The sequence below is a fragment of the Longibaculum muris genome, assembly GCF_004343035.1.
Lineage (GTDB): Bacteria > Bacillota_I > Bacilli_A > Erysipelotrichales > Coprobacillaceae > Longibaculum > Longibaculum muris.
Genome location: NZ_SMCQ01000023.1, coordinates 14895 through 27698, shown reverse-complemented (window position 1 = coordinate 27698; position 12804 = coordinate 14895). Strand labels below are relative to the sequence as shown.

The window sequence follows — 12804 nt, the reverse complement described above, 5'->3', positions numbered from 1 at the left end:
AGAGTGAAAAAATGAATCAAAAGAAATTAGGTTTTGGATTAATGCGTTTACCATCATTAGATGAAAATGATCCATCAAAGATTGATCTTGAAGAAACAAAGAAAATGGTTGATACTTTTATTGAAAGAGGTTTTACTTATTTTGATACAGCTTGGATGTATTGTGGATTTCATAGTGAAAATGCGGCAAAGGCAGCTTTAGTTGATCGTTATCCTAGAGATAGTTATACATTAGCAACAAAGCTACATTCTGGCTTTATTCATACCAAAGAAGATCGTGATTGTATTTTTAATGAACAATTATCAAAAACAGGCGTTGAATATTTTGATTATTATTTATTACATGATATTAATACACATAGTATTGAGGTTTACAATGAATTAGATTGTTTTAATTGGATTATTGATAAAAAGAAACAAGGACTTGTAAAAACAATTGGTTTTTCTTATCATGATGGACCTGAATTATTAGATAAAGTTTTAAGTGAACACCCAGAATTTGAATTTGTTCAATTACAAATCAACTACTTAGATTGGGATAGTGTGGGAGTTCAATCAAGAAAATGTTATGAGGTTGCCTGTCAACATCATAAACCAGTTATTGTCATGGAACCAGTAAAAGGCGGAACGCTTGCTAAAGTCCCTCAGGAAGTTGAAAACATGTTTAAAAACTATCATCCAGAAATGTCAATTCCTTCATGGGCTATTCGTTTTGCAGCAAGCTTAGATAATGTCATGATGGTATTAAGTGGAATGAGCCATATGGATCAATTATTAGACAATACAAGCTATATGAGTGATTTATCACCATTAAATGATGAAGAATATCAATTGATTCATCAAGCTGTCAATATCATCAATTCAACCATTACTGTACCTTGTACAGGTTGTGCATATTGCGTTGATGGGTGCCCTATGAATATAGCCATCCCTAAATATTTTTCATTATATAATGCTGATTTGCAAGAAGTTGAAGAAAAAGGCTGGACACCACAAGGCGAATACTATGCTAATTTAACAAAAACATTTGGGAAAGCCAGTGATTGTATTGCTTGTGGTCAATGTGTTGGAGTTTGTCCTCAACATCTACCAATTATTGAATATTTACAAGATGTTGCTCAACACTTTGAAAAATAAAATTTTTAGGAATATTAAAAATGAGAGGTATGTCTCTCATTTTTTATTGCTTATTTTTAAAGTTTTCTCCCCATACATACATAGCATCTAAAATTGGCTTTAAACTCATCCCTAATTCTGTTAAAGAATATTCAACATGGGGAGGGACTTCAGCAAAAACATCACGCTTAACCAAACCATTAGCTTCCATATCTCTTAAATTAGAAGTTAAAACCTTTTGTGAAATATGTCCAATTGATTTTTTTAACTCACCAAAACGCTTTGTTCCAGTAAGCAGCTCACGAATAATCAAAACTTTCCAACGATTACTAATCAGTAACAGAGTTGTTTCAACTGGACAGGTGGGCATTTGATTTTCCATTTTTCGACCTCCTTAGTATCAAAAAGAAACTATAAAACAAAATTGTAACTACTTTACAATTCATCTCTTTCATCCTATTATAAACTTATCAAGACATCAAAACAATAGGAGAAAACCATCATGAACCAACAAGAAAGATTAGACTATCTACTCAAATATTTTTTCAATGAACTTCATATTGAATATTCCAAAAAACAAATTCAAAATCCTCACGAAACACTCCGTGCTCTTATGAATATCCGTCCACCTCAAATGGTTGATAAGAAAACTCAAGAAATACTAGATGATTACTTACATACCGAAATTCAAAACAAAGGAATTATAAAATTAAGTGATTTAAAGCCAATGAAAGATCATTTATATTTGTATCAAGGAGATATCACATGTTTAAAAGTTGATGGCATTGTCAATGCAGCAAATTCACAAATGTTAGGATGTTTTATTCCTTGTCATCATTGTATCGATAATGCCATACATACTTATGCAGGTATTCAGCTAAGAAATAGATGTGATGAACTCATGAAACAAAGAGGAAAACCTTTAGCAACTGGCGAAGCACTAATAACATTAGGTTATAATTTACCAAGTCATTATATTATTCATACAGTAGGACCTATCATTGATAAGCAAGTGACTTTAAAAGATGAAGAACTGTTAAGATCATGTTATCGGGAATGTTTGAATTTAGCTCACGCTTATCAACTTCAAAGTCTAGCTTTTTGTTGTATATCAACGGGTGAATTTCATTTCCCTCATCAATTAGCTGCGCAAATTGCCCTTCAAGAAATTGAAACATTTTTAAAAGAATCTTCAATGGATATTGTCATAAATGTATTTAAAGATGAGGATTTGCATATTTACCAAAAATTATTAGGAGAATAAACATGGATAAAATTTTAAAAATCAAACAAGCATTGACACAAGCTGATGCGATTGTTATTGGAGCAGGAGCAGGATTATCTACAGCAGCAGGTTTATCTTATCAGGGAGAAGATTTCCAAGAACATTTTTCTGACTTTATTGCAAAGTATCATTTTCAAGATATGTATACAGCTGGTTTCTATCCATTTTCAACTTTAGAAGAATACTGGGCATATTGGTCTCGTCATATTTATTATCATCGTTATGATCAACCTTTTAGACAAACTTATTTAGATTTATTAAAGTTAGTTAAAGATAAGAATTATTTCATCATCACAACAAATGTTGACCATCAATTTCAAATTCATGGCTTTGATCATACCCGTTTATTTTATACACAAGGGGATTATGGGTTGTGGCAATGTTCTCGTCCATGCCATCAACAAACCTACGATAATGAAATGACTATCAGAGAAATGATGCAAAAACAAAAGAATATGAAAATACCAACAGATTTGATTCCTTATTGTCCATACTGTGGGGCACCTATGACAATGAATTTACGCATAGATCAAACCTTTGTTGAAGATGCAGGTTGGCATCAAGCCAAAGCCCGTTATGAACAATTTTTATACCAATATCAACAAAGCAAGATTGTTTATTTAGAAATGGGGGTTGGCTATAATACCCCAAGAATTATTAAATATCCTTTTTGGCAATTTACAAAATCGAATCCTCAAGCCACTTATATTTGTATTAATCAAGAAGATATCAGTTGTCATGAATCTATTTATCAGCAAGCTATTTTAATGAAAGCCGATATTCATCAAGTTATAGAAAGTCTTTTAAGTGATTAAATTTCATCTCACCAGTTTTCATTGTTTACGAATCACTTATAAAAGAAAGTCAATGAATATGCTAATGTATTGAATTGGAGTTTCTTTTTTTAATTGGAAATAGTAAAATAAAAACAAGGGAAGGTGAGAGGATGATAGCACTAGCAAGTGATTTTGATGGAACAATTTATTTTGGTGAAAAACAAGGCTTTTATCAATCGGATTTGGATGCAATTATTGCTTTTCAAAATGCTGGAAATCTATTTGGAATTTGCACGGGACGACCTCTCGTAGGTATTGAACCAGTAATGAAAGGAAAAATTGATTTAGATTTTTATATTTTAAGTAGTGGAGCAGTGGTCTTAGATAAACATCAAAATATTCTCTATAAAAAATGTTTACCTAGAGAAGTATTCAATGAGATTTATAAAACTTATCACCAAGATGTTGAAATAGGCATTCAGGCAAATCAAAAAATGTATGCTTTTCATCAATTAAAAATGCCAATGGAACAAATCATTATTTCTTCACCAGATGATATAAAAGGTGATGATATTTTTTGTTTATCTATTGATGGCAAAAATGAAGAAAATGCAGCTAAAATATGTCAAGATATTACGACACGTTTTGGAGATGTTGTTGATAGTTATCAAAATATTGAATATATTGATATTGTTGCAAAAGGGTGTTCTAAGGGTGAGGCAATAAAAAAATATAAAGCAATTCAAGGAATTGATGTGATTGGAGGAATTGGTGATTCATACAATGATTTGCCAATGTTAGACAATGTTGATCAAGCATTTTCATTTTTCCGTTCACCAGCAATTGTTCAAGAATCTGCTGATCATCTGGTTTATAGTGTTTGTGATGCACTTATGATATTTATGAATGAACGATGAGGAAACTCATCGTCCTTTGCATTTTGATATAAAACTGTTTTTCTTTATTTATTTCGTGTTATAATAGGAAAGAAAGAAGAAGGAGGATAGTGTTCATGTTAAAAAAAATATCTCTATGCATCATAACATTATCATTATTTCTTTTTGGCTGTCAGTCAGAAAAAAAGAAATATCCTAGTGAATATCCTTCTTCAAAAAGTTATAGTGAAAAGGATATTTTGTATCCACAAAATTCAAAACAACAGATTTTATCATCTTCTATTGCAATCGTTGATTATTCACATACCGATTTAGGATATATCATGGCATATTTAAGTCATGAAAATAAAAAGCGTGTGAAAATTCAGATTACATCTTCACAAAATGAACAAACATATAATTATGATTTAGTCAGTTTAGAACCCATTGCTTTTCCTTTACAAATGGGAAATGGAAAATATATGATTAAAATTCTAGAAAATATTCAAGGAAAACAATATGCGATTGTGAAAACTTTAGAAATAGATGTGCAAATCAAAGATGAATTATCACCTTTTCTTTATCCTAATCAATTGGTAAATTATCAAAAAGGTGATTCAATAACTCATAAGGCTATTGAAGTTGTGAAAAAGGATGATAATGATTTACAACGGATCAAAGATATCTATACTTTTGTAGCTGATTATTTAACCTATGATGATCAAAAAGCTGCAGAAGCAAATGAAAAATATATATTACCAGATTTAAATGAATTATTAAAAGTAAAAAAAGGAATATGTTTTGATTATGCTGCGCTGATGGTTGCTATGTTACGAATCAATCATATTCCTGCGCGTTTGATTTGTGGGAATACAGATGTTGAATATCATGCCTGGGTAGAAGTTTATTTAAAAGGAAAAGGCTGGGTGAATCCAGATATATTTATGGATGAAAAAACGTGGACAAGAATGGATCCAACATTTGCGAGTTCTAAATTTGATTATGATGGTCAATATGATGCAATCTATTATTATTAGGAGGATGAAAAGATGAAATTAAGCTTTGAAGAAAAAGAAACTTTTGCCAAATCAATGGCATTGATTATAAATGCTGGTTTTGATATTTATCAAGGAATTGATATGATTGAACAATCAGAAGATAATCCCCGATTAAAGACAGTTTTAAAAGAAGTTTTAGAAAACTTACAAGAAGATACAACTTTAAGCCAAGCTATCTCAAAAACTCAAGCTTTTGATGATTATATGGTTCATTTATTAGAAGCTGGAGAAATCAGTGGACATTTAGATGGAGTCATGTCATCATTATCAGATTATTATCAACGTATGAAAGATATGTCATCATCTTTGAAACAGGCAATCACTTATCCAATTGTTTTATTATTGATGATGCAAGTGGTTGTTGGAGTCATTGTTTTTAAAGTTCTTCCCATCTTTCAAGGTGTTTTAAAAAGTCTTGGTGGAGAGCTTTCTACTTATGCTTATACGTTTATGAAATGCGGTCAGATTTTTTCATTCATGGGTTTTTTAGTTTTAACCATAGTCTTTATAAGCTTAATTTCTATTTTCATTTATGCCAAAATCAAACATGTTGATTTATTAAGTGTCTTTATTTATCGTATGCCCTTTATGAAGAAGCTTTCTTATGCTTTAAGTCATGCCCAAATGACTTATGCTTTTTCGATGTTTATATCAAGTGGTTATGAATTTGAAGATGCTATTCAATATACTCTCCCTTTAATTGAAGAAAAGCAATTAAAAGAAAATCTTAAAAAATGTCTAGTTGATTTACAAGCAGATATGCCTTTTGAAGAAACCCTCGCAAATAATCAAATCTATCATGGTATGAAACTCAATATCTTACAAGTGGGAATTAAAACTGGTCAAGTCGATCAAATCTTTCAGCAATTATCAATGACTTATCAAGATGAAGTGAATGAATCCATTGCTCATTTTTTAAATGTTATTGAACCAACAATGGTGACTTTCTTATCAGTTATTGTAGGAATTGTATTACTTTCAGTTATGTTACCAATTGTGAGTATTTTATCATCATTGTAGGTGAATGTTATGAAATTATTATTGAAATGTTTATTTATTCTAGCTTTTGTGGTTTTGGTTGTTTTAGGGGTACAATATGCTGATGAGTATTCTAAGGATGAAGATTTAAAGAGAGTAAATGATACAATCTTACAATTAAGTTTAAAATGTTATAGTATTGAAGGAAAGTATCCTCAAGATATTGAATATTTAAAGAAAAATTATGGCTTATTGGTTAATGAAGATGATTATCATATTCTTTATCATTTTGAAGGAGATAACTTAAAACCAACGATTAGAGTCTATGAAAAGGAGAATGATTATGAGTAGACAATCACATATTCAATCCTTAATGAATTTATTATTGATTCTCATCTTTGTGATTGGTTCATTCTTTATCATATCGAGTGAAATACAAGGCTATCAAAATATTCATGAAAGTATTTTACAACAAGAAGATTTAACCATTCCCTTATCCTATATTCATACCAAACTTAAAGAAAATGAAAATCAGCAAATGATTCAAGTCAAAACAATCAATCAACATCCTTGTCTTATTATTCAAAACCAAAAAACAATAACATATATTTATTATCAAGATGGTTATTTACAAGAAATATATGCTGATAGTCAATATACACCACTCTTTAGTGAAGGCGAAAAACTTTTTGCAATCGATGATTTTCAAATTTCTTATGATCATCAGCTTTATACTTTTATTGTGACAAAACATCAAAGAAGTGAACAGTTAACTGTTTATATACATCGTTAGGAGGAGATTTTATGAAGTCAAAAGAACATTCTTTTTCATATTTAATGGAACTGATAATTGTAATCTTCTTCTTTGCTATTTCAACAACATTCTGTGTCACTTTTATTGTTCAAGCAAAGCAGCGTCAAGCACAAGCAACATCTTTATCGCAAACTTTATTAAAAGCAGAAAGTATGATTGCTACGATGCAGGCCCATCCCAAGATTGCTCCAGATCAACTATTTGATGTTCAAAAGATTGATGATTCTACTTATCAAGGTGACCATTTTTCGCTTATTATCTATCAAGATGAAGTGAAACATGGTGTCATTAAAATTTATGAGGATGATAAATGTTTAAATGAACTTCCTTTTGTGATTGGAGGAAATCATGATGAGTAAAGAAAAACAAGAATTTCATATGAGTATTGGGGCTCCAAGTATATTTATGCTTTTTGTGGTTTTAGTCATGTTGATTTTAGCTACCCTTGCTTCATTAAGGGCACATTCATATTATGAGTCAACCTTACGACAAATGAACTTAACAAAACAATACTATCAGGCACAATCTCATCTTTTGACAGTCTATGAACAATTAGAGCCAAAAGATATTGAACAACAATTAAAATCAAAGAATATTCATTATATTTATCAAAATCAAAAGTATTGCTTGATTGATTCAATTAATGAAGATCAGGATTTAAAATTAACTTTTCAAGTGCAAGATGAAAATCTACACATTGTTTCTTTTCAAACAGAAAATAAGGAGGTAGAGGATGGAAACTAGAAAATTATTAGAAGATGTCATCACAATGAATGCATCAGATGTCTTTATTATCGCTGGGTCGCCTTGTGCAATCAAAAAAGATGGACATATTGAGATGTATAATGATATAAAATTGTCACCTCAAGATACTGAAAATATTATTCGTGAAATATATCATATTGCCCATAAAGATGATATTGATAAATTGATAGAAATAGGAGATGCCGATTTTTCTTTTTCTATTTCAAATGTTGGACGTTTTCGTGTAAATGCTTATAAGCAAAGAAACTCTTTATCCGCGGTTATCCGTGTGGTTCAATTTGCTTTACCTGATCCTTTGGCTTTACATATTCCAACATCATTAATTGATTTATCAAAGGCTAAAAAAGGAATGGTTTTAGTGACAGGTCCGGCTGGAAGTGGGAAGTCTACAACCTTAGCTTGTATGATTGACCAAATCAATCGTAATCGGAATACACATATCATTACCATTGAAGATCCGATTGAATATTTACATAGCCATCAAAAAAGCATTGTTTCTCAACGTGAAGTCTATCATGATACATTAGACTATGTTTCGGCTTTAAGAGCTGCTTTAAGAGAAGCACCGGAAGTTATTTTGGTTGGAGAAATGCGTGATTTAGAAACTATTGAAACAGCGATTACAGCAGCGGAAACCGGACATCTGATTTTATCTAGTTTACATACTGTGGGTGTCGCCAATACGATTGATCGTATTATTGATGTTTTTCCTTCTACTCAACAACAACAAATTCGTGTTCAATTATCAATGGTTTTAAATGCAGTTGTTTCTCAACAGCTATTACCTAGTGTTGATGGAAAAATGATTCCTGTTTTTGAGGTCATGATATGCAATCAAGCCATTAGAACTTTAATTAGAGAAGGTAAGACACATCAAATAGATAATGTGATTGCTTCTCAAAAACAAGCAGGAATGATAACAATGGATGATGCAATTGTAGAGTTATATAAACAGGGAAAAATAAGTCAGGAAACAGCACTTATGTATGCCAGTCATCCAGGCAATATAGAAAAGAAATTATAAGTAGTAAATATATTATGTTATAACTTTTTAGATTTGTTTTATTTTGTTATGGAATTTGTGATATTTTAGAGTATAATAAAATGTGGGAAGAAATTGATGATAGGTAAGCAACTCAATACTTAAAAAAGAATGGAGATGAATTTATGAAAAAAGGGACAGTTTTAAATGTCCATACATTAGGTAAATTAAAAATTTCATGTGGTGATATTGTTTTTCCATTAGAAAGACAAAGAAGTGCTCAAGTTGAATTACTGATTATCTATTTAATATTAAATAGAGATCAAAGCTTAAACGCTACACGTTTGATAGATTTCTTATGGCCAAAGGGGAATTCTGATAAACCAGAAGGGGCTTTAAGAAATTTGGTTTATCGTGCTCGTAAAGAAATGAAGCGTTTTTGTGATGATATAAGCTGTATTCAATCTTTAGGCAAAGGATATAATTGGAATCTAGAAGTTGAGTGTAAAGTTGATTATGAAGATTTAGTGAAACTTGCTAATCGTATTCAACAGGAAAAAGATGTTTCAAAAAAATATAGCCGATGTCTACGTTTATTAGAAAAATATGTCAACCAATTCCTACCAGAATTCTTAGATAATCCTTGGGTTGAACAAATGAATAGAACATTACACACGCATTGTTTAGAAGCTTTTATTGATACACTTGATTGTTTATTAGAAGCGAAACGATATGAAGATGTCTTAAAATTAACTGAACATTTAAATGCACAACAATTCTCTGATACAAAAATCTATGAAGCAAGACTTTATAGTTATTACAAAACGAATCAAATTGATGTAGCATTAGCATATTATCGTCAAAATATAGACACATATTTTCATCAAAAGGGAATACCAATGTCTGCAAGAATGACGGAAATTTATCAGTTGATTTTAAATACTATTCCTTCTTCTGAAATCAATGTTGTTGAATTAGAAGATAATCTTGTTGGTGATAATCATTCTGATTCTACTTTCTATTGTGACTTTGATGTTTTTAAAAACATTTATCAAGTTAATCTACGTTCAGCAAAGCGTTCAATGGATGCACGGGTTTTAGCTTTACTTACTTTAAGCGATTCTAAAGATTGTTTATCTGAACAAGAAGTTTTAGAAGAAGTTGACATATTAAGAGATGTTATTGCTAAGAGTCTGAGAAAGAATGATGTTTTTTCTAAGTTTAATATGACTCAATTTGCTTTAATTGTTGCTTCTCATGAGATAGATGGTGCAAGTATCGCGGTTGAAAGAATTCAAGAGGAATATAATAAGCAGAAGAAACACCCTGAAATGATTTTAAAATCTGAGTTGAAAAAAATATTTTAAAAAATGGCCATCATGATGATGGTCATTTCTTATGCGATTTTTTCCATTCTTTGATTTGTTGTAAGCGTAAAGCAACTTTGGCTTCACTTCCCTGGTTGGTTGGCTGATAATAAGTACGGTCACTTAAAGCTTCAGGCAAGCAAGTCATAGTGGTTAATTTATCAGCATATTCATGAGCATATTGATAGCCTTTACCATAATTTAAATCTTTCATTAATTTTGTTGGAGCATTACGTAGATGCAAAGGAACTCCTTGAGAAAGAGTTTCTAAGGCATCCTTTTTTGCTTTTTCATAAGCCATATATAAAGCATTTGATTTGACTGATAAAGAAAGATAAGTAACGGCATGGGTTAAATGAACACTACATTCAGGCATACCGATAAAATGACAGGCTTGATAACAAGCAACAGCAATCTGTAAGGCATGACTATCAGCCATCCCAATATCTTCACTAGCAAAACGAACAAGTCTCCTTGCAATATATAAAGGATCCTCACCAGCTTCTAACATACGTGCTAACCAATAAATTGCCGCATCAACATCACTATTACGCATAGATTTATGTAAAGCAGAAATGAGATTATAATGTTCTTCACCTTTTTTATCATAGAGTAAAGATTTATGACTTGTACATTGTTCAACAATTTCTTTAGAAACAAGCGTTTTTTGATTTTGTCTTTCTCCATTAAAAACAGCCATTTCTAGTGTATTTAAAGCAACTCTCGCATCCCCATTAGCAAAGCTTGCAATCATGTAAAGTGTATCTTCATCGATTTGGATATCTTCATTTTTAAACCCTCGTTCATCATTTAAGGCATGATGTAGAAGTTCTAAGATATCTTCAGTTTCTAAGGCATGAAGAACAAAAACTTTACAGCGTGATAGAAGTGCTGAATTGATTTCAAAAGAAGGATTTTCAGTGGTTGCCCCAATTAAGACAATACTTCCTTTTTCAACATAAGGTAAAAAAGCATCTTGTTGTGCTTTATTAAAACGATGAATTTCATCGACAAAAACAATAGTCTTTATTCCTAGTGCTTGTTTTTGACTTGCTTGTTTCATCACTTCTTTAATATCTTTAATCCCGCTTGTAACTGCAGAAAAATTAATAAATTCAGCTTTTGAAGTTTGAGCAATAATTTGCGCAAGAGTTGTTTTCCCAACTCCTGGAGGACCCCAAAAGATCATGGAAGATATTTGATCATTTTCAATAAATTGTCTTAAAAGTTTTCCTTTGCCTACTAAATGTTTTTGACCAACATAATCATCTAAGCTTTGTGGTCTTAAACGATTGGCTAAAGGGTCTTGATTTTGAAATAATGATGTTTGTTGCATGATATCACCGGCTTTCTTGGTAGTATTGTAGCACTTTTTTTAAAAACTGGCTATGGTAGAAATGGTAAAGATAATCAACAAAAAATTATTTTGTGACGATTTTGTTATTTTGTTGTTATTTTGATATAACAATATTATAATAAATATAGGGAAGGTGGAGATTTTTGATGAAAAAAGCCAAATTGCTCTATATTTTTCTTTCAATGGCGCTTATTTTATCCCTTCTTGGTTGTACACAAAATCACAAAACTGGAAAAGTGAAAGAATATGCAACGTATCAGGAAGTAACTTTGAGTCTATATTCAACAAAATTAATGAATAGCCAAGTTTGGAGTCATAGTATCATGGCTAAAGATCAAACAAAAATGCGCATCAAGGAAGAAGTCGCAGCTTATTATACATTAAATGGGAGTAGTCAAGAATATCGTCAATATATCTTAAATCAATTAAAGAGTGAATCTCCAGAGGTTGATCTTTATATCTTACAAAATGAAGATGTTATAGAGTATCAAAGGGCAGGACTTCTACCACGTATTCGTGATTTCACTCATTCAATCTCTTTATCTGAATATGCGTATAGGCAAGTCACTGATGGAAATGATTTTTTTTGTATACCTTTATTGATGACTGGTTATGGATTTTATTGGAATCTTGATTTACTAGAACAATATGGATTATCTGTTCCTAAACAAAAAGATGAATTTCTGGCGGTTTGTGAAACACTAAAGAAAAATGGAATTACACCTTATGTTGCTCATAAAGACTATGCTTTGGTTGTTCCTGCATTAGTTATTGGTTTAAGTGAAATTTATGAATCATCTGATAAAGAAGCATTACTTCATGATTTAGCGACTGGAAAAACTAAAATCAGTGATTATATGAAAAAGGGATTTGAATTTGTTCAATTATTAATAGATAAAGGGTATATTGATGTCAATGATGCAAAACATCGTAATGCCAAAGATGCTGGAATAGATTTTGTTAATGGAAAAGGTGCATGTCTATGTCATTGCCTACAATTAGATATGTCTAAAGCTTCATTTGAATATCAGATGACAGGGATTCCTTTATCAGAAAAAGGCGCAATGGCAGTTGTTGGAACAGCTCGTCATTTAACTTATAATACACATAGTCCAAAAGCTGAATATGCTAAAGAATTTATTGATGAAGTTTCTAAAAAAGAAAATTTAGATACAATTGCTAAAGAATTACACGCGATTAGTGTTACACAAAATCCTGATTATGGTTATTTAGAAGAACAACTTGATGATTTTATATCAACGATGCGAGGAAAACATCAAATTCCAGTTCGTGATACCAAGCTGCCTTTTGAAACTTGGGGTTCAACTCGTGATTTAATTCAAGATATGCTTAGGGGAAAAACATTAGAAAATGTAATGAAAGAATATGATCAATTGCAATGTGATCAAATTAAAGGAGAATAAAAGAATGT

General features: G+C 30.9%; 15 protein-coding genes. 13 read left to right on the top strand and 2 right to left on the bottom strand.

The window, feature by feature from the left end:
- Positions 1-11 precede the first annotated feature (11 nt).
- Entirely contained in the window at positions 12-1136 is a 1125-nt protein-coding gene (locus EDD60_RS12795; RefSeq protein WP_132226484.1) for an aldo/keto reductase, read from the top strand.
- 43 nt (positions 1137-1179) lie between these two features.
- On the opposite strand, the gene EDD60_RS12790 is transcribed toward EDD60_RS12795, so the two are convergent.
- Complete coding sequence (locus EDD60_RS12790; protein ID WP_066443930.1) at positions 1180-1497, bottom strand: winged helix-turn-helix transcriptional regulator; 318 nt, start codon at positions 1495-1497, stop codon at positions 1180-1182.
- A gap of 120 nt (positions 1498-1617) precedes the next feature.
- Between EDD60_RS12790 and EDD60_RS12785 the strand changes: the two genes are divergently transcribed.
- The 11 genes from EDD60_RS12785 to EDD60_RS12735 all read left to right on the top strand — a co-directional run bounded on the left by EDD60_RS12785 (position 1618) and on the right by EDD60_RS12735 (position 10015).
- A complete protein-coding gene (locus tag EDD60_RS12785) occupies positions 1618-2379 on the top strand; it encodes a protein-ADP-ribose hydrolase (RefSeq protein ID WP_066443932.1) in 762 nt (253 codons plus the stop codon).
- Between the two features lie 2 nt (positions 2380-2381).
- Positions 2382-3215 (top strand): SIR2 family NAD-dependent protein deacylase, encoded by an 834-nt coding sequence (locus tag EDD60_RS12780; protein WP_243646682.1) that lies wholly within the window; start codon positions 2382-2384, stop codon positions 3213-3215.
- Between the two features lie 131 nt (positions 3216-3346).
- Complete coding sequence (locus tag EDD60_RS12775; RefSeq protein ID WP_066443936.1) at positions 3347-4093, top strand: HAD-IIB family hydrolase; 747 nt, start codon at positions 3347-3349, stop codon at positions 4091-4093.
- 95 nt (positions 4094-4188) lie between these two features.
- Positions 4189-5088, top strand: a complete 900-nt coding sequence (locus EDD60_RS12770; protein WP_066443938.1) for a transglutaminase-like domain-containing protein — start codon at positions 4189-4191, stop codon at positions 5086-5088.
- A gap of 12 nt (positions 5089-5100) precedes the next feature.
- Positions 5101-6129 carry a type II secretion system F family protein gene (locus EDD60_RS12765; RefSeq protein ID WP_066443940.1) on the top strand — a complete coding sequence of 343 codons (1029 nt, stop codon included), beginning with the start codon at positions 5101-5103 and terminating at the stop codon, positions 6127-6129.
- A 9-nt stretch (positions 6130-6138) separates the two neighbouring features.
- Positions 6139-6438 (top strand): hypothetical protein, encoded by a 300-nt coding sequence (locus EDD60_RS12760; RefSeq protein WP_066443941.1) that lies wholly within the window; start codon positions 6139-6141, stop codon positions 6436-6438.
- Positions 6431-6880 carry a DUF4860 domain-containing protein gene (locus tag EDD60_RS12755; RefSeq protein ID WP_066443943.1) on the top strand — a complete coding sequence of 150 codons (450 nt, stop codon included), beginning with the start codon at positions 6431-6433 and terminating at the stop codon, positions 6878-6880. Before EDD60_RS12760 ends, EDD60_RS12755 begins: the two co-directional genes overlap by 8 nt.
- An 11-nt stretch (positions 6881-6891) precedes the next feature.
- Complete coding sequence (locus EDD60_RS12750; protein WP_066443945.1) at positions 6892-7260, top strand: type IV pilus modification PilV family protein; 369 nt, start codon at positions 6892-6894, stop codon at positions 7258-7260.
- Entirely contained in the window at positions 7253-7645 is a 393-nt protein-coding gene (locus EDD60_RS12745) for a hypothetical protein (protein WP_066443948.1), read from the top strand. Before EDD60_RS12750 ends, EDD60_RS12745 begins: the two co-directional genes overlap by 8 nt.
- Entirely contained in the window at positions 7635-8690 is a 1056-nt protein-coding gene (locus tag EDD60_RS12740; RefSeq protein ID WP_132226482.1) for a type IV pilus twitching motility protein PilT, read from the top strand. Before EDD60_RS12745 ends, EDD60_RS12740 begins: the two co-directional genes overlap by 11 nt.
- 143 nt (positions 8691-8833) lie before the next feature.
- Positions 8834-10015 carry an AfsR/SARP family transcriptional regulator gene (locus EDD60_RS12735; RefSeq protein ID WP_066443953.1) on the top strand — a complete coding sequence of 394 codons (1182 nt, stop codon included), beginning with the start codon at positions 8834-8836 and terminating at the stop codon, positions 10013-10015.
- A gap of 22 nt (positions 10016-10037) precedes the next feature.
- Here the strand turns inward: EDD60_RS12735 and EDD60_RS12730 are convergent, their stop codons facing one another.
- Positions 10038-11351, bottom strand: coding sequence for a replication-associated recombination protein A (locus EDD60_RS12730; RefSeq protein ID WP_066443955.1), 1314 nt, complete (start codon positions 11349-11351; stop codon positions 10038-10040).
- 167 nt (positions 11352-11518) lie between these two features.
- On the opposite strand from EDD60_RS12730, the gene EDD60_RS12725 reads away from it, so the two are divergent.
- Positions 11519-12796, top strand: a complete 1278-nt coding sequence (locus EDD60_RS12725) for an ABC transporter substrate-binding protein (protein WP_066443957.1) — start codon at positions 11519-11521, stop codon at positions 12794-12796.
- Positions 12797-12804: the final 8 nt, after the last annotated feature.